This window comes from Micromonospora sp. C31 (assembly GCF_018070575.1).
Taxonomy (GTDB): Bacteria; Actinomycetota; Actinomycetes; order Mycobacteriales; family Micromonosporaceae; genus Micromonospora.
In genome coordinates this window covers 99,684-123,809 of record NZ_JAGPXN010000017.1, presented here as the reverse complement: position 1 = coordinate 123,809, position 24,126 = coordinate 99,684, and the positions used below count along the sequence as shown (strand labels likewise).

Below are 24,126 nucleotides of genomic sequence, written 5' to 3'. Positions count from 1 at the left end.
TCCGAGAATCCCGTTCTACTCTTTGGGACGGCCGGAGATCTTGGTAGGCGAGTGCCCTTCCCGGGGCTCTCTCCTGCCAAGATCTCACGCGCGGTCAGTCGTGGTCCCGGCAAGTGAGGGCATGCCGCTCGGGCGGTCGCACAGACGGGGCAGCTCGACAGGGGCCGAAGAGGGGTAGGCCGCCCCGGCGCAGGCCACCCCGGCGCAGGGGCGAAGAGGGGCAGGCCGCCCCGGCGTCACACCTCAGCGCAGCGAGGCGCGGGCGGAGAACGCGATGCTGGCGAGCAGGAAGCCGCCGTTGACGATCGTGAACGCCACGATCACCCAGAGGACCAGGCCCGGGGCGAAGGCCAGCACCAGGCCGGCGGCGAAGATCACCGCGCCGTAGTCGCGGACCAGCTTCACGAGGCGTACGGGCAGCGAGGTCGAGGTGACCATGCTGGCGGCGTTCGGGCCGGCCTGCATCACCGACGTGACCAGGTTGACCATCCAGGTGCCGGCGAACACCGCGACCAGCCAGCTCGGCGTCGACGGCTCCTGCGCCACCGCCGTCGCCGCCAGCGCGGCCACCAGGGCGATCTGGGCGGCCACGTCGGCGAGCACGTCGACCCGGGCGCCCGCCGCGCTGCCCTGCCCCGTCACCCGGGCGAGCTGGCCGTCGGCGCAGTCCAGGGCGTACGCCACCTGCCAGCCGACCAGCGCGAGCAGCCCGACCGCCCAGGCCGGCACGTCGCCGGCGGCCACCCGCCCGGCGAGCACGACCACGGTGACCGAGGTGGCCAGGCCGAGCACCAGGTTGGCGATGGTCAGCGCGGTCGGGCGCAGCCCGAGGCGCTGGGCGACGAGCGCGAAGACCGCGCCCAGCCACTGGCTGATCGATTCGCTGAACAGGCCGCCGCCCCGGTTCACCCGGTGGAAGTCGGCGACGGTGGGACGGGGCTCAGCCAAGGTGGTCGCGGATTGCACCGGCGTAGTCTGCCAGCCGCTCCCGCGTCTCGGTAGGCGACATCGCCAGGTGTTCGAGGATCGTGTAGCGGTCCGGCCGGGTCCGGGGCGCGAACTGCACGGCATCGACGAACTGCTCGTCGGTCAGGCGCAGGTCGGCCGGGGTGGTGGCGAGACCGTGCCGGTGCAGGCAGCTCGCGAGCCGACCGAACCGCTCGGTGTCTCCGCGCAGGAACGTGCAGAAGAGGGCGCCGAGCCCCACCTGCTCCCCGTGCGCGGCGGTGCCGGGGTGGAGCCGGTCGATCGCGTGCGAGATCTCGTGGTCGCCGCCACTGGCGGGGCGCGTCGACCCGCACACCGAGCTGGCGATGCCGCCCAGGATCAGCGCCTCGGCCAGCGTGGTGAGGAAGCCGTCGTCGGTGATCTTGCCCGGGTGGTTGAGCAGCGCCTCGGCGCCCGTCCTGGCCAGGGTCACCGCGAGCCCGTCGATGGGTTCGCCGCGTACCTCGTGGGCCAGCTCCCAGTCGGCGCAGGCGTTCAGGTTGCTCACCGCGTCGCCGATGCCGGCCTGGGTCTGCCGGTCCGGGCCGTTCTCCACGAAGTCGAGGTCGACGATGACCGCGATCGGGATGTGCACCCCGTAGGAGCCCTTGCCGCCCTCGTGGTCCAGCGAGGCGGTCGGGGAGGCGATCCCGTCGTTCGCCAGGCTGGTCGCCACCGTCACCATCGGGATCCCGTAGCGGGTCGCCGCATACTTGGCGGTGTCGATGGTCTTGCCGCCGCCGATGCCCACCACGGCGTCGTAGTGGCGGCGGCGCAGCCGGTCACCGAGGTCGTTCGCCGCGTCGATGGTGCCGCCGACGACCGTGAAGACGTCGGCCGCGCCGAGCGACGGCCGGCACAGCTCGGCGATCCGCTCACCCTGACCGGGGCCGACCACGACGGCCACGTCCCCGCCGGCCGAGAGCCGCCGGTCGGCCAGCAGCGGCCCGAGATCGGCCACCGCACCCCGCCGGACCTCGATCACGAGCGGGGTGTTGACCGTACGGGCTAGTAGCGGCACGCGATCTCCCGCGCCCGGGCCAGGTCGGCGTGGTTGTCGACCTCGACCCAGGAGACGTCGCCGATCGGCGCCGCCCGCACCTCGCCACCCCGCTCGGCGAACTCCTGGTAGCCGTCCTCGTAGTAGAGGTTCGGGTCGCGCCGCCACGTCGCCTCCAGCGCGTCGGCGAGGGCGTCGGCCACCTGCGGCTCGATCAGCGTCGCGCCGATGTACTCCCCGTACGCCTCGCCCGGGTCCATCAGCTTGGTGATCCGGGTGAGCTGGCCGGCGGCGTCGAAGGTGGTCTTCATCTCCTCCTCGGCCAGCGGCTTGAGGGTGTCGACGGCGAGCAGGATGCCCGGGCCACGCTGGGCCAGCAGGGTCTTCTCCACGCTCACCGGGTGCACGGTGTCACCGTTGACCAGCAGCACGCCCCGGGCGAAGTGCTCCCGCGCCAGCCAGAGCGAGTAGGCGTTGTTCCACTCCTCGGCCTTGTCGTTGTGCACCAGGGTCAGCGTGACGCCGTACTTCTTCTCCAGCTCCGCCTGGCGGGCGACGACCGCGTCGGCGGCGTAGCCGACCACGATCACGACGTCGGTGAGCCCCACCTCGGCCAGGTTGCGCAGCGAGATGTCCAGGATGGTGGTGTCACCGTCCACCGGCACCAACGCCTTGGGCAGGGTGTCGGTGTACGGGCGCAGCCGACGCCCCGCCCCGGCTGCGAGCACCATCCCGATCATTGAGGCGTCCTCCCTCGTACGACTCCCGGTCACCGCTGGAGGATAGCCCCGTGGCGGCACCACTGCGGCCAACCGGGTCAGCCGGGCAGCGCCGCCAGGTCCGCCAGCACCCCCAGCCGCTCCCCGGCGGTCAGCACGGCGTACGGGGCGGCGGCCCGCCGGTCGGTCTCCAGTTCGATGGCGAGCTGCTCCGGGCCGGGCGGCAGGGCGGTGGCGCTCGCCGCGTCGTGCCCGGCGGCCGTCCACGCGGCGGCGTGCGCGTCGGCCCGGTGGTAGCGCATCGTGCCGAGCCGGTTCAGCAGCAGCACGCCGGGCGGGGTGCCGTCCGGCTCGTACGGCGGCGCCGTCGCGGCGAACGCCGCCCCGGCCTCGGCGCCCTGCCCGTCGGCCAGCACCAGCGCGCAGTCGAGTACCCGGCCGAACGCCTCCACCAGCCGCAGCACCCGGTCCTCGTGCCCCGCCCAGAGCTCCTCGGTGACCTCGGCGTGCACCTGCCAGATCTCGGCGAGGAAGGCCAGCCCCCGCTCGGTGGCGGTGAGCCCGCCCTCGGTGCTGCGGTGGATCGTGCCGTACGCCACCTGCTTGTCCAGGGCCCGCCGGCACTCGACCGGGTCCCGGTAGCGGGTGACCGCCGCGAAGCCGGCCTCGTCGACCGTCCCGCCCGGCGCCGCGAGGCGGGTGCGGAACTCCAGCAGGAAGCCGGTGGCCGCCGGCCCGCCGTACCGCTGGCTCAGCTCGGCGCCGCCGCCGTCGCGGCCGGCGAGGATGCCGGCGACGAACGCCCGGTCGACCGCCGGGGCGACCAGGCCGGCGAACCGGTGCGGCGCCAGCTCGACGGTGTCGTTCACAGACCGATCGAACGCAGGGCGGCGAAGCCTTCGGCCGCGATCCGCCGGATGAGGCCGTCGTCGACGTCGCGGTGCTCGTCGAGCAGGTCGAGCTCGTCGGCGGCGAGCCAACGGAACTCGGTGTGCCTGCCCGCCTCCAACGTCGGCCGGGCCAGGTCGCCGTCGACCCGGACCAGCCAGTCGCGCTCGACGCGCGCCAGGCCGTCGTCGGCGACGTAGCGGTATTCCCCGACGTGGCCGAGCACGTGCGACACCGCCCAGCCGGTCTCCTCGGTCACCTCCCGGCGCAGCGCGTCCATCCAGTCCTCACCCGGTTCCAGGTGGCCGCCGACGATGTCCCAGCAGTTGGGAAAGATGCGCCGCTGGGGAGATCGTCGCTGGACGAAGAGTCGACTCTCGTCGTCGACGATCAGCGCGCCGGCGCAGCGTAGAGGCTCGGTGGACACGCCACGACAGTAGCGAGCGGTGGCGCGATCCGGCGACGCCCGGCCTCGTCGCCGGTCCGTGGGCGGCCCCGACGGCCGGGCCGGCCGGAACGCCGGCACGCGCGATGGTGTCGCGGGCCGATCGACGGGTAAGGATCCAGTGCGGGCGCGGACGGGCCGTGATCCGCGACGGAGGTCCTCATGCGTGGCGCGGATCGGCTGGTCGAACGGCAGTACGCGATGCTCCTGCGGCGGGACGTGGCCCGGCTGCCGGACCTCTACGCGGCCGACGCCTTCTACTCCATGCCCGGCGTCACGGTGCGCCCGATCGAGTTGCCCGCGCTGCTGCGCACCTGGACCGGGGCCTTCCCGGACCTGGCCGTCGACCCGCTGGGGTCGGTGCAGACGGCCGGCGGCGCGGCCGTCGAGCAGCGGCTGACCGGCACCCACACCGGGGTGCTGCACACCCCGTTCGGCACCGTCGCGCCGACCGGCCGGGTGGTGAGCTGGGACGTGGTGGACGTCGTCCGGGTCCGCCGCGGCCGGATCGCGGCCTGGCGGTCCTACTTCGACTGGGGGCAGCTCATCGCGGCGCTCGGCCTGCACGTGGACGGGCTCTCCCGGGAAGCGCAGCACGACCCGCTCGGCCTTCCGGTCTGAGCTGCCGCCGACCGGTCCACGCCGGTCACCCGTCCCGGTGGCTCAGGATGCGGACATCGCCGTGCCTGGCGCACGCACCCCGTCGCCTTCCGTACGCTGAACAGCCATGACCGCCGAGCAGCTGATCTCCTTCGCCCGTGGCGCTCCCTCCCTGGACATCGTCGATGTCGAGGGGCTGAAGGCCGCCGCCGTCCGCGCGTTCGACGCCGATCCCGCCGGGGTGACCGCCTACGGCACCTCCGTCGGCTACCTTCCGCTGCGTAGGTGGATCGCCGAGAAGCACGGGGTCTCCGCCGACCAGGTGCTGATCACCAACGGTTCCTTGCAGGCGGACGCGTTCCTCTTCGACCACCTGGTCCGCCCCGGCGACGCGGTGGTGGTGGAGCGCCCGACGTACGACCGGACGCTGCTCAACCTTCAGCGGATGGGCAGCGAGCTGCACGGCGTCTCGATCCAGCCGGACGGGCTCGACACCGCCGAACTGCGCAAGCTGCTCGAGTCGGGGGTGCGTCCCCGGCTGGCGCACGTCATCCCGAACTACCAGAACCCGGCAGGCGTGACGCTGAGCCTGGAGAAGCGCCGGGAGCTGCTCGACCTCGCCGCCGAGTACGAGTTCACGATCTTCGAGGACGACCCGTACGCCGACATCCGGTTCCGGGGCGAGGCGCTGCCGTCGATGCTCTCGCTGGACACCCGCGGCGTCGTGGTGCACGCCTCCAGCTTCACCAAGACGGTCTGCCCCGGCGTACGGGTCGGCTACCTGGTCGGCCCGGCCGACCTGATCGGCGACATCGCGAAGAAGGCGACGAGCCTCTACATCTCGCCGGGCATGGTCTCCGAGGCGATCGTGCACCAGTTCTGCGTCTCCGGCGACATCGACCGGTCCATCGAGACCGTGCGCGCGGCGCTGGGCGAGCGGGCCCGGGTGCTGGCCGAGTCCCTGCGCCGGCACATCCCGGAGGCCCGCTTCGTGGAGCCCGACGGCGGCTACTTCCTCTGGGTCGAGCTGCCCGAGGACGTGGCGGTCGACCGGCTCGCGCCGGCCGCCGCCGAGCGCGGGGTGGCCGTGGTCAAGGGCAGCGACTTCGTCGTCGACGGCGGCCGGCACGCGCTGCGGCTGGCGTACTCGGCGGTGACCGCCGACCGGATCGACGAGGGCGTGCGTCGCCTGGCGGAGGCCGTGGCGGCCGTACGGGGCTGAATTTCTGTCAGATTTCTGACAGTTGCGCGATCGGGGCAGCCCCGGGTCTCCCGCCGGGGCGGCCCACGGCCCACAATGCTGCGAGCGCCACTCACCACGTGTAGCGGAACTCACCGCCCGGTGCCGGCCCCCACCGCACCGGCGACGAGCTCCCGCCAGCCCGACGGGCGGCACGTGCAGCGGCGCGACCAGCACAACCCCCGCCCCCCAAAGGGTGCCGGGTGGGCCGCGTCGTCCCCTCACCCCCCTGATGCGACCCGGCCCACCCGGCCCCACCCTCCCGCCGATCGTCACCGGCGGTGATCATCGACGGCGGCGTACTGTTCACCCGCGGCAGCGCGCGGGGAGGGGTCGTGATGACGGACCGAGGGCAGCAGGGGCGGACGACCTCGCCGAACGGCGGACGGGTCCTCAGGCCCCGGGACTGGGTGGCGCCGGTGCGGGCGATGACCCGCCGGCTCAACGCCGACCATCCGCAGCAGGCCTCCGCGCAGGCCGGCCCGCAGCGCAGCCCCGTGGTCGACTGCGCGCTCTACGTGGACGGCCGCCGGCAGCCCGGCGACTGGCGGTACGCCGAGGCGCTCGCCGCGGCCCGCCGCGAGGAGAACGGCTTCGTCTGGCTCGGCCTGCACGAGCCGGAGCTGGCCGAGATGACCGCCATCGCCGCCACGTACGGACTGCACGAACTGGCCGTCGAGGACGCGGTGAAGGCGCAGCAGCGCCCCAAGCTGGAGCAGTTCGGCGAGGTCAGCTTCCTGGTGCTGCGCACCGCCCGCTACTGCGAGCACGCGGAGCTGACCGAGCACTCCGAGGTCGTGGAGACCGGCCAGGTGATGCTCTTCATCGGCCCGAACTTCCTGATCAGCGTCCGGCACGGCGACGCCTGCCGGCTCGCGGAGGTCCGGGCCGACCTGGAGACGAAGCAGGACCTGCTGCTGCACGGCCCGTGGGCGGTGGCGTACGCGGTCACCGACCGGGTGGTGGACCTCTACCTGGAGGTCGCCGACCGGCTGGAGGACGACCTCGACATCCTGGAGGCCGACGTGTTCGACCGCCAGACCAGCGGCCGGATCCAGCGGATCTACCAGATGAAGCGGGAACTGGTGGAGTTCAAGCGGGCCGTGATGCCGTTGCAGCGCCCGCTGCTGACCCTCACCGCGCAGATCAACCGCGACGTGCCGAAGGAGATCCGCCGCTACTTCCGCGACGTGCAGGACCACCTCAGCCGCACCGTCGAGCAGGTCAACTCCTACGACGACCTGCTCAACTCGATCCTCCAGGCGCGGCTGGCCCAGGTCACGGTCGACCAGAACAACGACATGCGCAAGATCGCGGCGTGGGCCGCCATCGCCGCCGTCTGGACCGCCATCGCCGGCATCTACGGGATGAACTTCGACGTCATGCCGGAGCTGCGGATGACGTACGGCTATCCCGTCGTGCTCGCCCTGATGCTCGCGATCTCGCTGGCCCTCTACCGCTGGTTCCGCCGCAACGGCTGGCTCTGACGGCCCGAGCCTGACACGCGGCCCCACCGGACGCAGGACCCGCCGTCGCCTGTCCTCACCGCACCCGGCGCCGCCTGACCCCGCGGCTCGCGCCGGACGCGGAAGCGCCGGCGGGGCGGCGGGAGCCGCTGCGCCGGCGCTTTCCGACTACCGACAGGGGGTCAGCGGCGGCCGTTGGTCTTGGCGCCGCCCTTGCCGAGGGCCTCGGTCAGGTCGTCCGCCGGACGGCCCGAGGTGTCCTTGGCCCCCTCGGCCACCGACGGGACCTTGCCCGTCGCGTGGACCGTCGGCTGCTTGCCCGGGGTGGTGGTGGAGGCGCTGTCGCCGCCGGCCACCGCCGAGCTGCCGGCGCCGGTCGGGCCGCCGGCCACACCCGAGCCGCTCGACGTCGTCGAGGCGTCGGTCACGGGGGTACGGATCTCCATGGTCTCCACCTCGTCACGCATCGGCTCCAGCTTGCGGGTCGGGTCGTACTCGGCCCACTCCTGCTGCTCCCGGCGCCGCCGTACCGCCATCGCGGCGACCCCGGCCACCGCGCCGGCCGCGAGCAGGCCCGTCATCATCGACCCGCCCCGCCGGGAGTTCTTCTTCCGGGAAGCCTTCATGTTCTTCGCCTTGGCCTTCCTGCCGGCCGCGGCCTGCTTGGCTGACAGGGCCTTCCGGCCGGTGACCGCCTTGCCGGCCGCCTCGGCCTGCGCCTTGCGGACGGCCAGGGCCAGCGGCGCGAGCGCGGCGACCGTGGACGCGAGGCCGCTGGACGCGCGGTCGCGCACGATGACGGCCGTCGGCGCGACGGCGCCCCGGGCCGCCTGGACCCGCGGGGCGACGGTGGCGCCGGCACCCTTCGCGGCGTACGTCGCGGCCTGCCTCAGGTGACCGAGTCCCTGGTTCAGCTCCACCTTGGCCAGCTGACCCTGGGTCTTGCGCCGCACGATTCCAAACACGGTCCCACCTCCTGGGAGTTGTTCCTTCGTCATCCTCCACCTTCGGATGCCTCCGCACTGCCAGATCGGGCACATGGGAGGATCCGCATGGAACTGACCAACGAGTGAGGAGTACCCGTGGCCGAGGCTGTCTACGCCACCTTGCACACCAACGCTGGCCCGATCCGGCTGGAGCTCTTCGGCAACCACGCCCCGAAGACCGTCCGCAACTTCGTCGACCTGGCGGAGGGCAACCGCGAATACACCGACCCGCGTACGGGCCAGCCGGGCAGCGGGCCGTACTACGACGGCACCATCTCGCACCGGGTGATCGGCGGCTTCATGATCCAGATGGGCGACCCGACCGGCACCGGCCGCGGTGGCCCCGGCTACAAGTTCGGTGACGAGTTTCACCCGGAGCTGCGCTTCGACCAGCCGTACCTGCTGGCGATGGCGAACGCCGGGCCGGGCACCAACGGCTCGCAGTTCTTCATCACCGTGTCGCCGACGCCGCACCTGAACAACCGGCACACCATCTTCGGGAAGGTGGCCGACGAGCAGTCCGTGAAGGTCGTCGACGCGATCGCCAACACCCCGACCGGCCCGAACGACCGGCCGCTTCAGGACGTCGTCATCGAGCGGGTCGAGATCGAGCGGGCGGCTGCCTGAGCGGTCCCGAGGTACCTTTGCCGGCATGACTGAGCGCTCCGAGGGCCGGGCCCGGTTGGTGGTCCGTGTGATCCGCGACGGCGGGCGGGTGCGGTGAGCGAGTCGCCACCCACCACCCCGATCTGCTACCGGCACCCCGGCCGGGAGACGTACGTCCGCTGCACCCGCTGCGACCGGCCGATCTGCCCGGACTGCATGCGGGAGGCGTCGGTCGGGTTCCAGTGCCCGGAGTGCGTGGCGGAGGGACGTCGTAGCGTGCGGCCGGCGCGTACCGCCTTCGGTGGCGGTGCCGCCGGCCGGCACGGCTACGTCACCAGGGCGCTGATCGCGCTCAACGTGCTGATGATGCTGCTCTCCATCGCCTCCGACCGGGGCGGGGACGCTGCGGTCGGCGGCTCCGGCTTCGGCGGCCTGATGGGCGGCAGCACCCCGCTGACCGACTGGGGCTCCGTGCTCGGCGGTGCGCTCTTCCCCGACGGCACGGTCGGCGGCATCGCCGAGGGCGAGTGGTACCGCCTGGTCACCGCGATGTTCCTGCACTACGGCGTGGTCCACCTGCTGCTGAACATGTGGGCGCTGTGGGTGCTCGGCCGGTCGCTGGAGGCCAGCCTCGGGCCGCTGCGCTTCCTGGCGCTCTATCTGGTCGCCGGGCTGGGCGGGAACGTCGCCGCCTACCTGTTCAGCGCGGAGAACCAGCTCACCGCCGGCGCCTCCACGTCGATCTTCGGCCTGTTCGCCGCGCTGGTGGTCATCGAACGGAAGATGGGGCGGGACATCTCCCAGGTGCTACCCATCCTGGTGATCAACCTGGTCTTCACGTTCACCGTGCCGGGCATCTCGATCCCCGGGCACCTGGGCGGCCTGGTGATCGGCGGGCTGCTGGCGCTCGTGTTCGCGTACGCCCCGAGGTCGCGGCGGTCGCTGGTGCAGCTCGCGGGCGGTGCGGTGATCGTGGCGGTGCTGGTCGGCCTGGCCCTGGTCCGCACGGCGGCCATCGTCGGCGGCTGACGCCCGTCTCCCCGGCCGGTCACCGCCGAACGGCGGGCGGGCCGGGGCGGCGCGGGGTGCCGCTCAGCGCGGTCGGGCCTCGTGCAGGGCGTCGGCGACCTCGGCGGGATCCGTGCCGAGGTCGTGGCGGCCGAAGAGGTGCAGTGACTCCCCCGCGTCGATCTCCAGCAGCTCGCTGGTCACGCCCCGCCGGGCGCGGCGGTCCACGGTGACCTTCTCGACGGCCGACCAGGGCAGCCGCCGGTGCCCGGCGAAGCCCTGGACAACCGTGATCCCGTCCGGGTCCACCGCGAGCCGGACCGGCACGATCAGGTCCCGCGCCGCCCAGCCGGCGAGTGCCGCGGCCGTGAGGACGGCCAGCGCCAACCGGACCGGGTCGCCCCCGTCGAGGAGCAGCGCCAGCGCGAGCAGCGCGACCGCGCCGGTCAGCTTGAGCGCCGGCAGGGCGGGCGGCACCCGCCACTGCCGGTTCGGGGCCGGGTGTGGAGGCATCCGTTCAGCATGCCAGGGCACCGGGGGAGGACGCCCGGACCGCCGACGACGTAGGATCGGGGCCGGCCCAAGTTACCGGGGAGTAGTCATGAGTGACGCAGTCATCGTCGGCGCGGTACGCACCCCGGTGGGGCGGCGCAAGGGCAGCCTGGCCGCCGTGCACCCGGTCGACCTCTCGGCGCACGTGCTGCGCGCTCTCGCCGAGCGCACCGGCATCGACCCGGCGCAGGTCGACGACGTGGTCTGGGGCTGCGTCTCCCAGGTCGGCGACCAGTCGTGGAACATCGCCCGCAACGGCGTGCTCGCCGCCGGCTGGCCCGAGTCGGTGCCCGGCACCACGCTCGACCGGCAGTGCGGCTCCAGCCAGCAGGCCCTGCACTTCGCCGCCGCCACCGTCCTCTCCGGCCAGGCCGACCTGGTCGTCGCCGGCGGCGTCGAGTCGATGACCCGGGTCGCCATGGGCTCCAGCGTGGCCGACGGCTCGCCGTTCAGCGACCAGCTGCGCGACCGCTACCGGGGCGTCGAGGGCTTCGCCGACGACGCGCCGCTGCCGTTCAACCAGGGCGTCGGGGCGGAGCTGATCGCCGAGCGGTGGCGTCTCTCCCGCGCGCAGCTCGACGAGTTCGCCCTCGCCAGCCACGAGAAGGCCGCCGCCGCGCAGGACGCCGGCGCCTTCGACGCCGAGATCGCCCCGGTCGCCCTGGCCGACGGCGGCAAGTTCGCCGCCGACGAGGGCATCCGGCGGGACACCACGCTGGAGAAGCTCGGCGAGCTGGCCACCCCGTTCCGCCCCGACGGCGTCGTCACCGCCGGCTCCGCGTCGCAGATCTCCGACGGCGCGGCGGCGCTCGCCGTAACCACCAGCGAATGGGCCAGCCGGCACGGCCTGCGCCCGCTGGCGCGCGTGCACACCGCCGTCGTCGCCGCCGACGACCCCGTCACCATGCTCACCGCGCCCATCCCGGCCACCGCGAAGGCGCTGCGCCGCGCGGGCCTGGGCATCGAGGAGATCGGGGTGTACGAGGTGAACGAGGCGTTCGCGCCGGTGCCGCTGGCCTGGCTGGCGGAGACCGAGGCGGACCCGGAGCGGCTCAACCCGCGCGGCGGCGCGATCGCCCTCGGCCACCCGCTCGGCGGCTCCGGTGCCCGGATCATGACCACCATGCTCGCCCACATGCGGGACAACGACATCCGCTACGGCCTCCAGACGATGTGCGAGGGCGGCGGCATGGCCAACGCGACCATCGTCGAGCTGCTGTAGCGGGCGGGAAAACCCCTGGCCCGACGGCGAGGGCGGCGGCTAGGTTGCCGGGCATGACCAACGCCGCCAGGCCGCACGTCGACTGGGCCGACCCGCACTGGCGGGACACCGCCCTCGACTGGATCGGCGAGCGTCTCGGCCGGCACGGCCGCCGGGTGGTCGGGCCGGTCGAGCCCCGGGTCCGGCCCTGGTCGCTGGTCTGGCGGGTGCCCACCGACGCCGGGGACGTGTGGTTCAAGGCGAACAACCCCGGCACCCGTTACGAGGTCGCGCTGCTGGCCGCGTTGACCCGGCTCGCCCCCGGCCGGGTGCTCGACCCGGTCGCCGTGGACGCCGACCGGGGCTGGTCCCTGCTGCCCGACGGCGGCCGGACGCTGCGCGACGCGCTGGGCGGCGACCGCACCCTGCTGACCCACTGGGAGCGGGTCCTGCCCGAGTACGCCGACCTCCAGCGCGCGGTCGCGCCCGATGCCGGCGAGCTGCTCGCCCTCGGCGTTCCCGACCACCGGCCGGAGGCGCTGCCGGAACTGTTCGGGGCGCTGCTGGGCGACGAGGAGTCGCTGCTGCTCGGGGCGGAGGACGGGCTCACCGCCGAGGCGTACGGGCGGCTGTGCGCCCACCGCTCCGCCTTCGCCGAGGACTGCCGGCGGCTGGCCGGATCGGGCGTCGCGCCGACCGTCCAGCACGACGACCTGCACGACGGCAACGTCTTCGTCGCCGGCGACGGGTACCGCTTCTTCGACTGGGGGGACGCCTCGGTGGCCCACCCGTTCGGCACGCTGCTGGTGACGCTGAACTCGGTCGCGCACGCGTTCGGGCTGCCCGACGGCGACCCGGCGCTGGTGCGGCTGCGCGACGCCTACCTGGAGCCGTGGTCGGCCGGGCACGACCGGGCGACGCTGCGCGAGGCGGCCCGCCTGGCCGTCCGCGTGACCCGGGTCAGCCGGGCGCTCTCCTGGCGCCGCGCCCTACGGACCTCCGACCCGACCCGCGCACGGTACGCGTCCGCGGTGCCCGGCTGGTTGCAGGAACTGTTCGTGCCGGACCCGGTCTGAGCCCGCCGCGGCCATGCCGGTCGACCGCCCCGGGGGCCTGCGAAAAGACCGGACAGGCGGTGCGACGCGGGCGCGTGGAACTTCCAGAACTGCCACGTGAGCCGCGTCACCCCAGGCCGCGCCTCGTTGGGCAGGGCATGGACGTCTTCTCCCGCACGTTCCTCCCGGCCGCCTCCGAGGCCGGGCTGGCGGTGCAGACCGTCACCCGGCACATGCCGGTCTTCCGGCGCTGCGTCGGTTCCGGCGACGCCACCATCCTCGTCACCCGGTGCGCGCGGCCGGACCGCCCGATGGCCGGCGAGTACCTGTTCCTGCTCACCCACCGGCGGCTGGTCGTCACCCGGCAGACCCGCGTGCTGCACCGGCTGCGTCTGCACCTCAACACGGAACTGCGGGAACTCAGCAACGTCACCTGGAGCCCCGACCCGCGCCTGCACTCGGTCGAGCTGGCCGCCACCGCGATCGACGGCATCCGCGAGCGGTTCCTCATCCGCACCCGCCACCCGCAGCAGGTGTGGCAGCTCGACGCGCTGCTCGACCACGCCTTCCGGACCCGGCTGCGGCTGCCCCGGGAGCGGCTCGTCGCCACCATCGGCGAGGCGTCGCAGGTCGCGCGGTCCGGCGCCCTGCGCCCCGCCGTGGTGCGCTGACCGCTTCTTTACCGAACCCGAACATGCGCCGGCCCTCCGGCGCCGCGGCGTCGGCAATCATGGGCCGGTGACCGTCGACGCCCCGCCTCGCGGGCTCGTCCTCGTGGTGGAGGACGAGCCGGCCATCGCCGACCTGGTCCGGCTCTACCTGAGCCGGGACGGCTTCGGCGTGCACCTCGAACGGGACGGGGCGGCCGGGCTGGCAGCCGCGCGCCGCCTGCGTCCGGTGGCCTGCGTCCTCGACATCGCGCTGCCCGCCCTGACCGGCACCGAGGTCTGCCGGCGGCTGCGCGAGGCCGGCGACTGGACTCCGGTCATCTTCCTCACCGCCCGCGACGACGAGGTGGACCGCGTCGTCGGGCTGGAGCTGGGGGCGGACGACTACGTCACCAAGCCGTTCAGCCCCCGCGAACTGGTCGCCCGGGTGCGGGCGGTGCTGCGGCGCACCGCCGGGACGCCGGAGGGGACGGGCCAGCCCCGGGTCGTCGGCGCGGTGGCCCTCGACCCGACCCGCCGGACGGTGACCGTCGCAGGCACCCCGGTCCAGCTCACCTCCACCGAGTTCGACCTGCTGGCGTACCTGATGGCCCGACCCGGCCGGGTCTTCACCAGGGAGGAACTGCTCGCCGGGGTGTGGGGGTACGCGGCGCACGCCGGCACCCGGACGGTCGACGTGCACGTCGCACAGGTCCGGTCGAAGCTGGGCGGGGCCGGCGTGATCCGCACCCACCGGGGCGTCGGGTACGCCGCCGATGGCTGAGCCGACCGCCGCGTCGCCACCGCCTCGGCACCGTCCCGGCCGGACGCTGACCTCCCGCGCGGTGCTGGTCACCTGCGCGGTCGCCCTGGTCTCCGTGCTGGTCACCGCGATCGTCGCGGTGCCGCTGGCGGCACGCGGCGTGGAGCGGCGCGACCAGGAGGCGCTGGCCGCCCAGGCGCGGCTCTCGGCCGAGGTGCTGCGCCCCAGGTTGGCGACCGGGCGGACCGCCGACGAGGAGCGGATCATCCGGCAGCTCAACGCCCAGGGCGTCGACGCGTACCTGATCCGGGGCGGGGTGGCCGACCGCCCCGGCCTGCCGTCGCGGGTGGTGCGGCGCGTCGCCGAGGGGCGCAACGTGTCGACCCGTCGCCCGCTCGACGGGCGGCGCACCCTCATCCAGGGACGTGCCCTGCCCGGCGGCGACGGGGTGGTGCTGACCCGGTCCCGGCCCACCGCGCCGTGGCGGCAGGTCGTGCCCAGCCTCTGGCTGCCGCTGCTGGCCGGGCTCGCCGCCGGGGTGGTCGCCGGGCTGCTGCTCGCCCGCAGGCTGGCCCGGCCGATCCGGCGTGCCGCCGACGCCGCCGCCCGGCTGCGCGCCGGGGACCGGGCGGTACGCGTACCGGTGGAGCCGCCCGACGAGGTGGCCGACCTGGCGTACGCGCTGAACGGGCTGGCCGCCGCGCTGGCCACGAGCGAGGGCCGGCAACGGGAGTTCCTGCTCTCCATCTCGCACGAATTGCGCACCCCGTTGACCGCGATCCGGGGCTACGCCGAGGCACTGGCCGACGGGGTGATCGGGCCGGCGGACGCGGCCGGCGCCGGGCGTACCGTGCTCGCGGAGGCGCAGCACCTGGACCGCCTGGTCAGTGACCTGCTGGCGTTGGCCCGGTTGGAGGCCGCCGACTTCCCGCTCGAACCGGTGCCGGTGGACCTCGCCCGGCTGGCCGCCGACGCGGGTCGGACGTGGGCCGACCGGTGCGCGGCGGTCGGGGTGCCGTTCCGCGCGGAGGTCCCGGACGCGCCGGTGCCGGCGTACACCGATCCGGGTCGGATCCGGCAGGTGGTGGACGGGCTGCTGGAGAACGCGCTGCGGGTCGTACCGCCGGGGGCGCCGATCGTGCTCGCGGTCCGGGCGGTCGGGGCGGACCCGGCGGCGGGCGGCGTCGTCGAGGTCCGCGACGGCGGACCGGGCCTCACCGACGACGACCTGGCGGTGGCCTTCGAGCGGGGTGCCCTGCACGAGCGTTACCGGGGGGTGCGCAAGGTCGGCAGCGGGGTGGGGCTGGCGCTCGCCGCCGGCCTGGTCCGCCGGCTCGGCGGGGAGATCGCGGCGGGGCACGCCCCCGAGGGCGGCGCCGCGTTCGCCGTCCGGCTGCCCCCGGATCCTTACCGGATCCGAACATCGGTCTGACCTGTCGCTCGCGGTACGGCGGGAGGCTGGGGTTCCACGGACGAGAGGGAGACTCATGGCACGTTGGGGAATCGCCACCACCGCGCTGCTCGCGGCGGTCGCGCTCGGCGTCGGCGGGTGCGGCGCCGCCGGGCCGGCCGGGCAGTCGGCTGGGGAGACCGCCGTCGAGGTCGTCGCGGCGCTGGGCGCCGAGGGCCAGGCGCTGGCCGCGATGGGCTTCGACGCCAACGACCTGGACGTCGAACCGATGGCCGCCCCCGCCTCACCGGGGGCGTCGCCGGGCGCGGCCGGGGAGCAGCGGCGGGAGCGGGTGGAGGAGCGGCGCGAGCGTCGGCAGGCCCGGGTGCTGCTGCGGAGGAACACCCTGCACGGCGAGGCCGTGGTGCGGACGAAGGACGGCGGGACGAAGACGGTCGCCGTGCAGCGGGGCGAGGTGACCGCGGTCGACGGCGACTCGATGACCGTGAAGTCCGCCGACGGTTTCACCATGACCTGGACCTTCGGCGACAAGCTGCGCGTCGTGGAGCGTCGTACGACGATCCGGTCCGCCGACGTCAAGGTCGGTACGACGGTCGGCGTGGCCGGCGCCAAGGAAGGCGCCGGCGGGGTCGCCCGCCTGATCGTGGTGCCGGCCAGGCAGAAGTAGGTGGGGTGGGGCCCGCCGTCGCCGGCGGGCCCGCCTCGGAGTCCTTGCCCGCCGGGTGCAGGACCGGGCGGTCCGGGCGAACCGTGCGGCGTCCCGCGGGTCAGCGTTCCGGTGGGAGGGCGTAACCGACGTAGCCCCGGAACTGCACCCGCCAGCCCGCCGGCACCAGCGCCGTGCACGCCGGCCGGCTACCGGTGCAGACGACGGCGTCGACCGAGGCCGGGTCGGCCGGCGGGCGGCCGGGCAGCACCGACTGGAGCGCCACCAGCTCCGGCGGCCGCCCGTCCGCGTCGCGCAGCAGCAGCCACCAGGGGTACTCCCAGTTGTCGTTCTGCTGCACCAGGCCGATCCGGCGGGCGTCCGTCGCGCGTACCGCGTCGGCGGCCCAGCGGAACTCCTCCGCCCACTGGGGCCGCCGCAGGAACCGGGTGTCCCACTCGGAGGTCGTGAAGACCGAGCCCGCTCCGACCAGCCGGCGCGGGAAGCCGTACGACACGGCCAGCACCCCGGCCAGCGCGCAGGTGGCCAGCACGCTCACCGCGAGCCCGGCCGCCACCGACCGCCGGCCCGCTGTGCCGCCGGCCCGGCGCCGGAACAGCGCGTCCAGCCAGAGGCCCGCCAGCGGTACGGCCAGCGTCAGCGCGTAGAGCAGCAGGCGGTTGCCCCACGGCTGCCACTTGATCATGGCGGTGTGCAGCAGCAGGGCCGCCACCACGACCACCGCGTACGCGCGCAGCGGCCCCGCCTGCGTCGGGCTGATCCGGCCGGGGCGGGCCAGCGCTATCGCCGCCCCGATCGCCGCCAGCGCCCCGGCCAGCGGAAAGGCCACCCGGTCCTCGTCCGGATACCAGGACGGCTCCGGGAACCGTTCCCTTCCGAAGGTGGTGGCCCGGTCCTGCGGGTCCACCCCGATCAGCCGGGCGCCGCCGATGATCGCCTCGGCGCCCGCCCGGCGCAGCGGCGCGAGCGGCGTGTCGAACGCGGTGTGCGCGATCCGCAGCGCGTTGACGACCAGCGACGGCGGGTCGTGCCGCTCCATCGGGATGGACTCGCGCAGCCGGGGTGGCCCGAGCGGGTGCCCGAACTCGGCGGTCACCCGGGCCAGGAACGGCCCGACCACCACCGTCGCGACGAGCAGGATCAGCGCCGACCCGGCGACGGTCCGGCGCACCTGCCGCCGGGGCCGCGAGTCACCGGCCGGGGCCGGGTCGACGGCGTCGGTGCCCCCGCCGAGCGCCGCCGCGCGGTCCGGTCCCGCGCGGTCCGGTCCGGTGCGGGCCGGTCCGGTGCGGTCCGGTCCCGTGCGGTCCGGTGCGGGGCCGGTGCGGGCCAGTCGGAGCTGGGCCAGCCCCCAGAGCAGCAGCAGCGGCCCGACCGCGACCAGGCCGCTGGTCTTGGTCAGCGCGGTCAGCCCGGTGGCCGCGCCCAGCGCCAGCATCGCCCCGACCCCGGCGGGCCGACGCAGCCCGTCCAGCGCCACCGTCGCCGCGCAGGCCACCCACGCGGCGCAGACCAGGTCCGTCTGGGTGCTGGTCGCCTGGAGCGCCACCATCGGGGTGGTGGCGAGCACGAACGCGGTGAGCAGTTGGGCCCGGCGTCCCCCGCCGAGCTGTGCGGTGATCCGGGTGGCCGCCAGCAGTACGCCGACGCCGGCCGCCCACTGCACCAGGTTGTGCAGCGCGTCCCCGCCGGTGAACAGGCGCAGGTGCAGCAGCAGGTACTCGGCACCGGGCGGGATGGTCACCTGCCGGTGGATGGCGGTGGGCCAGAAGTCCAGGCCGCCCCGGGCCACCCAGTGCTCCACCTTGGGCAGGTGGTAGGTCTGCGAGTCGAAGTTGTTCGGCTCGGCCAGCAGCGCGATCAGCAACTCGACCAGCAGCAGTCCGCCGACCGTGCCGGCGAGCAGCCGCTCGCCCCGACCCGCCGTACGCCAGGCGTGGGCCAGCCGGGTCGACCAGCCGGCGCGGCGGGCCGCGACGGGGCGCGCGGCGGCCGGCGGCGGGAGCGCGGGGGGCGGGGTGCCGGCGGCCGGCCCGGCCGCCGCGCCGACCAGCGCCGGTTCGGGCGCGGCGACGACCTCGACCGCGCGGTGGGTGGCGGCCCGGGCCGTGCCACGCGCGGCGTCCCGGCGGCGTCGCCAGCCGGCGGCGGTGACCGCGGCGGCGAGGAACGACAGCCAGGCGGCGGCGAACGCGGGCAGGGTGAGCAGCCGTAGCGCGCCCATCAGCTCGACGGTGAGCACCGCGAAGGCGCCGGTGACCACAGCCGCCCGGAGCAGCGCGAGGCGCCGCCGGGCGACGGTGCCGGGCACGACCGGCCGGAGCGCCACGGCGAGCAGTCCGATCGCGGCGACCGGCGCCAGGACGAGCGGGTAGCCGACTGCCGACATGGCGGCAGTAAACACCATCGACCTGAGTCCGCCGCGCCCACTGTCCGCAGTGCTGAACACCGTGTCGCTGGTGGCCAGGCTAGGCTAGGGCCGACATATCGTCGCCACCGTGGAGATTCCCGTGAAGCTCTCGATCCTCATGCCGGTCTACAACGAGGAAGAACGCATCGCGGATGCCCTCAAGCAGGCATTGGCGGTCGACTACCCGTGTGAGATCGAGCTGGTCGTGGTCGACGACGGCAGCCGGGACGGCACCGGTGAGATCCTCGGTCGGGCCGACGACGCGCGCCTGCGGGTCATCACCCACCAGCGCAACGCCGGTAAGGGCGCCGCCATCAGGACGGCGGTCGACAACGCCGAGGGCGACTACATCGTCATTCTCGACGCCGACCTGGAGTACGACCCGCAGGACATCCCCAAGCTGCTCGACCCGGTGCTCGACGGGCGGGCCACCGTGGTCTACGGCAACCGCACCTTCGGCAGCCACAGCGCCTACAGCTTCTGGTACGTGATGGGCAACAAGGGCGTCACGATGGCGGCGAACGTGCTGTTCAACTCCTACATCGGCGACCTGGAGACCTGCTTCAAGCTGATGCCGGTGGCGCTCTACCGCTCGCTCGACGTCCGCTCGCGCGGCTTCGGCATGGAGGCCGAGGTCACCGGCAAGCTGCTGCGCCAGCGCATCCGCCCCTACGAGGTCCCGATCAGCTACCGGGCGCGGGGCCGCGAAGAGGGCAAGAAGATCACCTGGAAGGACGGCGTCGAGGCGATCTGGATCCTCGGCCGCGAGCGCACCCGCCGCCGCCCCCTCGGCGCCTCGACCCGCTGACTCCTCCCTGCTGACCACCCCCGCGTCGCCCGCCGGAACGGCCTCCTCGCCCCCGGCCCGCCCCGCCTGCCGTGGCCCGGCGGCCATCGTGCCTCAGCGGCCGGCCGGCACCGGCGCCGCTGCCAGGAACCCGGCGACCGAGCGGCGCAGCCCGGCGGCGTCCACCCCGTGCCAGCGGGTGTGGTCCTCGGCCGAGCCGTAGCGGCGCAACTCCTCCCGTCCCACACCGAGCGCCAGCAGCCGGTGCGGCCGGTCGGCCAGGGCCGCCGACACCACCCGGGCCGATGTCCCGGCCAGGTAGGGCTCCACCAGGATCACCGCGTCGCCGGCCAACGCCCGCAGCCCCGCCGTGTCGAACGGCCGCGGCCGGTGGGTGTAGGCCACCGTCACGCCCAGGTCGCCGACCGCCGCCAGCGCCGCGTCCAGCACCGGGCCCACCGCGACCAGCAGCGGCGCGCCCGGCCCCGCGTCCCGGAGCACCCGCAGCGCGCCGTCGCCGCCGTACGGGCGGGCGTTGTGCAGGGTGGACAGCCGCAGGTACGCCGAGCCGTCGGCGGCCACCGCGTCCCGCAGCAGCGCGGGTACCTCGTCGGGGTGGCCGGGAACGTGCACGGTCCAGCCGTGCAGGGTGTCGACGAGCGAGACGTCGGCCGGCGACAGGTGGGTACGCCCGGACTCCGCCCGGTCGTACGACGCGCCGATGCTGACCAGCACCGCGTGCACGCCCTGGTGGTCCAGGTCGAGCTTGATCTGCTCGTACGCCCGCTCGATCAGGAACGGCGCGTAGCTGTGGGCGATCGGCCGGAGCCCGGTCAGGGCGAGTCCGCCGGCCACGCCCACCAGCAGTTGTTCCCGGATCCCGACGTTGAGCACCCGGTCCGGGTGCCGGTCGAAGGCCGGGGTGAACGCGTCGGCGGAGATGTCCGCCAGCACCAGGGCCGTACGCGGATCCCGCGCCAGCAACTCGGTGGTGGTCTCGACGAATCGGTTTCGCACTGTCACTCCCCCTGGTCGACGACCGCGACGACGACGTGCGGCCGGTGGTTGTCGTGCCCGGTCAGGGCGGTGTGCAGGGCGTCGTGGTCGTGCCCGTCGACGGTGGCGGCGGTCCAGCCGTTCACGGTGAACCGGGCCGCGGCGCCACCCGACCAGCCGTGCGTGGCGGAGCCGTTGTCGACCACGATCGCGGTCAGGCTGCCCAGCCCGGTCGCCCCCGCGTACGCGATCGCCTCGTGGTTGGAGCCCTCGTCCAGCTCCGCGTCGCCGAGCAGCACGTGGACCCGGGGCGTCAGCAGGCCCTGGGCGCGCAGCCCGAGCGCGGTGCCCACGCCGAGCCCGAGCCCGTGGCCCAACGAGCCGGAGCCGATCTCCACCCCGGGCACCAGCATCCGGTCGGGGTGGTCGCCGAGCAGGCTGTGGGGCCCGCCCTGGTCGTCCAGCCAGTCGGCGGGGACGAATCCCTTCGCGGCGAGCACGGCGTAGTAGCCGGCGACGGCGTGCCCCTTGGAGAGCAGGAACCGGTCCCGCCCGGGGTCGTCGACGGTCTGCGGGGTGACGCGCAGGATCCGGTCGTAGAGCACCCAGAGCACGTCGACGGTGGAGCGGACGTTCGCGCCGAACTCCCGGCCCGCGCGGACCCGCTCGTACAGCGGCGCGACGGGTGCCGGCAGCGGCGGGGCGGTCGGGTGGCCAGGTGGCGTGGGTGCCGGGTCGGGGGGTGGCGCGGCGGCCGGGGCCGGACCCGCGCTGGCGGTGGTGGTGGTCATGCCGCTAGCCTGCAAGCTGAAGTCAACTTCAACTCAAGGCGATGTGATGTACGAGTCCCTGACCATCGGCCAGCTCTCCACCCGCAGCGGCGTGGCGCCCTCGGCGCTGCGCTACTACGAGCGGCTCGGGCTCATCCGGGCGGAGCGCACGGGCGGCAACCAGCGCCGCTACGCCCGCACCGAGCTGCGCCGGGTGGCGTTCGTCCGGATCTCCCAGCAGGTCGGTATCTCGCTGGAGGAGATCCGGGAGGCGCTGGACTCCCTGCCGGCCTCGCGGGTCCCCACGGCGGAGGACTGGGCGCGGCTCTCCGCGACCTGGCGGGAGCGGCTCGACGAGAAGATCCGGCTGATGACCAAGCTGCGCGACGACCTCGACGGCTGCATCGGCTGCGGCTGCCTGTCCCTGCAACGCTGCACGCTCAACAACCCCGGCGACTCCCTCGCCGGCGAGGGCCCCGGCGCCCGCCTCGTGCAACCCCGCGCGGCTGGCGTCAGCCCGTCGTGAGCAGCACCTTGCCGACGTGGTCGTTCGACTCGACCAGCCGGTGCGCCCGGGCCGCCTCGGTCATCGGCACCCGCCGGTCAACGACCGGCCGGACCGCCCCCAACTTGACCAGCGGCCAGACCTCTTCGCGGACGCCGCGTACGATCTCCGCCTTCTCCACCAGCGGCCGGGACCGCAGCGCGGTGGCCGCGATCGTGCCCCGCTTGGCCAGCAGCGCCCCGAGATCCAGCTCGCCCCTGCGGCCGCCCTGCATGCCGATCACCACCAGCCGGCCGCCGGTGGCCAGCGCCGCCACGTTCCGGGGCAGGTAGGCGGCGCCCATGATGTCCAGGATGACGTCCGCGCCCCGGCCGCCGGTGACCCGCCGGACCTCCTCGACGAAGTCCTGCTCGCGGTAGTCGATCGTGTGCGCCGCGCCCAGCTCACGCAGCCGCTCGTGCTTGGCGGCCCGGGCGGTGACCACCACCAGCGCGCCGAGCGCCGCCCCGAGCTGGATCGCGAAGGTGCCGATCCCGCTGCCACCGCCGTGCAGCAGCAGCGTCTCGCCCCGCCCGAGCCGGGCCACCTGCACCACGTTCGACCACACCGTGCAGGCGACCTCCGGCAGCGCCGCCGCGTCGACCAGGTCGACGCCGGCCGGCACCGGCAGGAGCTGCCCGGCCGGCACCGCCACCCGCTCCGCGTAGCCGCCACCGGCCAGCAGCGCGCAGACCTCCCGGCCCACCTCCCAGCCGGCCACGTCGGGGCCGACCGCGCTGATCACCCCGGAGCACTCCAGCCCGGGGTACGCGGACGCACCCGGCGGCGGCGGGTAGTGCCCCTGCCGTTGCAGCAGGTCGGCCCGGTTCACCGCGCTGGCCCGCACGTCGACGACCACCTCGCCGGGACCGGGCTCGGGATCGGGCACCTCGCTCCAGACCAGTGCGTCGGGTCCGCCGGGCTCCGGGATCGTCATCGCGCGCATGCTCCGTGTCTACCCCACCCGTCCGTCGGTCCACCCCCGGGCCAGGATCCTGTCCACCGTCCGCGTCCGCGCCGCTGTCCACCGTCCGCCGGAAGACGTCGTCGCGCAGGTGCACCGCGCGGGGCAGCCGCTGGGCCACAGTGGGCCTTTCGGCGGCCATGATTCCGCTGATCAGCACCACCGACGGGGTCTCCCACACGCCGCCGATCATCTCAGAGGGTGGTTCGGGAGGCCATGTCCGATGTGGGTTTGGCGGTTCGTTAGAGGCCCTGGTGGTGGGGGTTACGGGGACGTCGTCGGCGGGGCGAGGGTGAACAAGCCGGCTTCGGGTTCGGTGAGGACCTGGCGGGCGACGAGGTAGATGCCCGAGTGACGGGTTCGCAGTGCTGCGACCAGTCACTCGGGCTTGGAGCGGAGCGGTCAGAAGGTCAGAGCTTCACGATGTACTGAGCCACGATGTTGCCGACGCACGGCTTGCTCGAGCTTGAGTTCCAGTAGATGGCCTTGTAGCCGGTGGGAACGCCGCTGCAGATCCACACGTTGCCACGGACCGGCTCGATCAACTGCGCCACGATGTTGCCGACGCAGGGCTTACTCTCGCCCGCGTTCTGGGCGGTCACGATGTAGCCGGCGGGGAGGCCGCTGCAGATCCACACGTTGCCACGGACCGGCTCGATGTACTGCGCCACGATGTTGCCGACGCAGGGCTTACTCTCGCCCGCGTTCTGGGCGGTCACCATGTAGCCGGCGGGGAGGCCGCTGCAGATCCACACGTTGCCACGGACCGGCTCGATGTACTGCGCCACCACACCCCCGGGACCGCAGTACTGGGTGTTTTGTGCCGTGACGATGTAGCCCGCTGGCACTGCCCCGCAGATCCACCCGCTGGCCTGTGCAGGTGCTGCCGAGGCGAAGAGGACGGCGGCGGCCGTGCCGATCATGACGATGAACGCCGCACCGGCCTTCTTGAGTGAAGGAAGGAATTGCATCGCTTCTCCGTGACGATGATGGGATTTGGTATAGAACAAGGACCCAACGGAAGGCCTTGGAAGAATACGGAGGCGCGTAGAGCGCGGACGCGTTCACGCCCTACTGTCGCCGTCGTTCCTGATGCAGATGCGCGGCAGTCCGCAGCCGGGCAGCGCGTGTTCTCCCGGCGCCAACTCGGACACCGCGTGAACAGTTACGAAGTTCGCGTTGCTGCCTCCAATACCCGGACCGCACCGAGGTCGACTGCTGGATCTGGGATCAAGCTACTCACCAGCAGTTGCGAAACGGTGTACCCCGGCTGACACCGGCAGAGCGAGCATCTTTCACCGAAAGACCAGGTCAGCGAGGGTCGGGCACTGCCTCCTGCTGGCAAACCGGCAGCTTTTCCAGCAGTCGAGGCAGCCGCATCTGCGCCGCGTCGGCCGGCTACCTCCCACCGACC

At 74.1% G+C, this 24,126-nt stretch carries 25 protein-coding genes; 13 read left to right on the top strand and 12 right to left on the bottom strand.

What is annotated here, in order from left to right:
* Positions 1–243: 243 nt before the first annotated feature.
* The 5 genes from KBX06_RS21465 to KBX06_RS21445 form a co-directional block, all read right to left on the bottom strand.
* On the bottom strand, positions 244–966 hold the full coding sequence (locus KBX06_RS21465) for a CDP-alcohol phosphatidyltransferase family protein (protein WP_210837893.1): 723 nt from the start codon (positions 964–966) through the stop codon (positions 244–246).
* Positions 941–2,008, bottom strand: coding sequence for an iron-containing alcohol dehydrogenase family protein (locus KBX06_RS21460; RefSeq protein WP_210837891.1), 1,068 nt, complete (start codon positions 2,006–2,008; stop codon positions 941–943). The genes KBX06_RS21465 and KBX06_RS21460 overlap by 26 nt, the downstream gene beginning before the upstream one ends.
* A complete protein-coding gene (locus KBX06_RS21455; RefSeq protein WP_210837889.1) occupies positions 1,996–2,727 on the bottom strand; it encodes a sugar phosphate nucleotidyltransferase in 732 nt (243 codons plus the stop codon). The genes KBX06_RS21460 and KBX06_RS21455 overlap by 13 nt, the downstream gene beginning before the upstream one ends.
* Before the next feature lie 77 nt (positions 2,728–2,804).
* Entirely contained in the window at positions 2,805–3,575 is a 771-nt protein-coding gene (locus KBX06_RS21450; RefSeq protein ID WP_210837887.1) for a hypothetical protein, read from the bottom strand.
* A complete protein-coding gene (locus tag KBX06_RS21445; RefSeq protein ID WP_210837885.1) occupies positions 3,572–4,021 on the bottom strand; it encodes an NUDIX domain-containing protein in 450 nt (149 codons plus the stop codon). Before KBX06_RS21445 ends, KBX06_RS21450 begins: the two co-directional genes overlap by 4 nt.
* Positions 4,022–4,201: 180 nt before the next feature.
* Here KBX06_RS21445 and KBX06_RS21440 point away from each other — a divergent pair, with 180 nt between their 5' ends.
* The 3 genes from KBX06_RS21440 to corA all read left to right on the top strand — a co-directional run bounded on the left by KBX06_RS21440 (position 4,202) and on the right by corA (position 7,366).
* Positions 4,202–4,660 carry an ester cyclase gene (locus KBX06_RS21440; RefSeq protein ID WP_210837883.1) on the top strand — a complete coding sequence of 153 codons (459 nt, stop codon included), beginning with the start codon at positions 4,202–4,204 and terminating at the stop codon, positions 4,658–4,660.
* 106 nt (positions 4,661–4,766) lie between these two features.
* Positions 4,767–5,861: a PLP-dependent aminotransferase family protein gene (locus KBX06_RS21435; protein WP_210837881.1), complete on the top strand. Its 1,095-nt coding sequence runs from the start codon at positions 4,767–4,769 to the stop codon at positions 5,859–5,861.
* Positions 5,862–6,217: 356 nt separating this feature from the next.
* Positions 6,218–7,366, top strand: a complete 1,149-nt coding sequence (corA, locus tag KBX06_RS21430; protein ID WP_210837945.1) for a magnesium/cobalt transporter CorA — start codon at positions 6,218–6,220, stop codon at positions 7,364–7,366.
* Between the two features lie 161 nt (positions 7,367–7,527).
* Here the strand turns inward: corA and KBX06_RS21425 are convergent, their stop codons facing one another.
* A complete protein-coding gene (locus KBX06_RS21425) occupies positions 7,528–8,343 on the bottom strand; it encodes a hypothetical protein (protein ID WP_210837879.1) in 816 nt (271 codons plus the stop codon).
* Positions 8,344–8,427: 84 nt separating this feature from the next.
* On the opposite strand from KBX06_RS21425, the gene KBX06_RS21420 reads away from it, so the two are divergent.
* Positions 8,428–8,958 carry a peptidylprolyl isomerase gene (locus tag KBX06_RS21420; RefSeq protein ID WP_210837877.1) on the top strand — a complete coding sequence of 177 codons (531 nt, stop codon included), beginning with the start codon at positions 8,428–8,430 and terminating at the stop codon, positions 8,956–8,958.
* A gap of 93 nt (positions 8,959–9,051) precedes the next feature.
* Positions 9,052–9,966, top strand: a complete 915-nt coding sequence (locus tag KBX06_RS21415; protein ID WP_210837874.1) for a rhomboid family intramembrane serine protease — start codon at positions 9,052–9,054, stop codon at positions 9,964–9,966.
* Positions 9,967–10,029: 63 nt separating this feature from the next.
* Here the strand turns inward: KBX06_RS21415 and KBX06_RS21410 are convergent, their stop codons facing one another.
* Positions 10,030–10,458 (bottom strand): PH domain-containing protein, encoded by a 429-nt coding sequence (locus tag KBX06_RS21410; RefSeq protein ID WP_210837872.1) that lies wholly within the window; start codon positions 10,456–10,458, stop codon positions 10,030–10,032.
* A gap of 88 nt (positions 10,459–10,546) precedes the next feature.
* On the opposite strand from KBX06_RS21410, the gene KBX06_RS21405 reads away from it, so the two are divergent.
* The 6 genes from KBX06_RS21405 to KBX06_RS21380 all read left to right on the top strand — a co-directional run bounded on the left by KBX06_RS21405 (position 10,547) and on the right by KBX06_RS21380 (position 16,241).
* Positions 10,547–11,719: an acetyl-CoA C-acyltransferase gene (locus KBX06_RS21405; protein ID WP_210837870.1), complete on the top strand. Its 1,173-nt coding sequence runs from the start codon at positions 10,547–10,549 to the stop codon at positions 11,717–11,719.
* A gap of 53 nt (positions 11,720–11,772) precedes the next feature.
* The gene (locus KBX06_RS21400) at positions 11,773–12,774 is read left to right on the top strand and encodes a phosphotransferase (protein WP_210837868.1); all 1,002 of its coding nucleotides are present in this window, start codon (positions 11,773–11,775) and stop codon (positions 12,772–12,774) included.
* 137 nt (positions 12,775–12,911) lie between these two features.
* Positions 12,912–13,424 carry a hypothetical protein gene (locus KBX06_RS21395; RefSeq protein WP_210837866.1) on the top strand — a complete coding sequence of 171 codons (513 nt, stop codon included), beginning with the start codon at positions 12,912–12,914 and terminating at the stop codon, positions 13,422–13,424.
* Positions 13,425–13,491: 67 nt separating this feature from the next.
* A complete protein-coding gene (locus tag KBX06_RS21390; RefSeq protein WP_210837864.1) occupies positions 13,492–14,184 on the top strand; it encodes a response regulator transcription factor in 693 nt (230 codons plus the stop codon).
* Positions 14,177–15,595, top strand: a complete 1,419-nt coding sequence (locus KBX06_RS21385; protein WP_210837862.1) for a sensor histidine kinase KdpD — start codon at positions 14,177–14,179, stop codon at positions 15,593–15,595. The genes KBX06_RS21390 and KBX06_RS21385 overlap by 8 nt, the downstream gene beginning before the upstream one ends.
* Positions 15,596–15,650: 55 nt before the next feature.
* Positions 15,651–16,241 carry a hypothetical protein gene (locus tag KBX06_RS21380; protein WP_210837860.1) on the top strand — a complete coding sequence of 197 codons (591 nt, stop codon included), beginning with the start codon at positions 15,651–15,653 and terminating at the stop codon, positions 16,239–16,241.
* A 100-nt stretch (positions 16,242–16,341) separates the two neighbouring features.
* Here the strand turns inward: KBX06_RS21380 and KBX06_RS21375 are convergent, their stop codons facing one another.
* Positions 16,342–18,630 (bottom strand): hypothetical protein, encoded by a 2,289-nt coding sequence (locus tag KBX06_RS21375; RefSeq protein WP_247686381.1) that lies wholly within the window; start codon positions 18,628–18,630, stop codon positions 16,342–16,344.
* A gap of 121 nt (positions 18,631–18,751) precedes the next feature.
* On the opposite strand from KBX06_RS21375, the gene KBX06_RS21370 reads away from it, so the two are divergent.
* Positions 18,752–19,459, top strand: a complete 708-nt coding sequence (locus tag KBX06_RS21370) for a glycosyltransferase family 2 protein (protein ID WP_210837941.1) — start codon at positions 18,752–18,754, stop codon at positions 19,457–19,459.
* A 93-nt stretch (positions 19,460–19,552) separates the two neighbouring features.
* On the opposite strand, the gene KBX06_RS21365 is transcribed toward KBX06_RS21370, so the two are convergent.
* Together KBX06_RS21365 and KBX06_RS21360 are read right to left on the bottom strand one after the other, a co-directional pair.
* The gene (locus KBX06_RS21365) at positions 19,553–20,455 is read right to left on the bottom strand and encodes a transketolase family protein (protein WP_210837858.1); all 903 of its coding nucleotides are present in this window, start codon (positions 20,453–20,455) and stop codon (positions 19,553–19,555) included.
* A 2-nt stretch (positions 20,456–20,457) separates the two neighbouring features.
* Positions 20,458–21,225 carry a transketolase gene (locus KBX06_RS21360; RefSeq protein WP_210837856.1) on the bottom strand — a complete coding sequence of 256 codons (768 nt, stop codon included), beginning with the start codon at positions 21,223–21,225 and terminating at the stop codon, positions 20,458–20,460.
* 46 nt (positions 21,226–21,271) lie between these two features.
* Between KBX06_RS21360 and soxR the strand changes: the two genes are divergently transcribed.
* Positions 21,272–21,730 carry a redox-sensitive transcriptional activator SoxR gene (gene soxR / locus KBX06_RS21355; RefSeq protein ID WP_210837854.1) on the top strand — a complete coding sequence of 153 codons (459 nt, stop codon included), beginning with the start codon at positions 21,272–21,274 and terminating at the stop codon, positions 21,728–21,730.
* Here soxR and KBX06_RS21350 read toward each other — a convergent pair.
* Positions 21,717–22,694, bottom strand: coding sequence for an NAD(P)H-quinone oxidoreductase (locus KBX06_RS21350; RefSeq protein ID WP_210837852.1), 978 nt, complete (start codon positions 22,692–22,694; stop codon positions 21,717–21,719). The genes soxR and KBX06_RS21350 overlap by 14 nt on opposite strands.
* 428 nt (positions 22,695–23,122) lie before the next feature.
* Positions 23,123–23,683, bottom strand: a complete 561-nt coding sequence (locus KBX06_RS21345; protein WP_210837850.1) for a hypothetical protein — start codon at positions 23,681–23,683, stop codon at positions 23,123–23,125.
* Positions 23,684–24,126 lie beyond the last annotated feature (443 nt).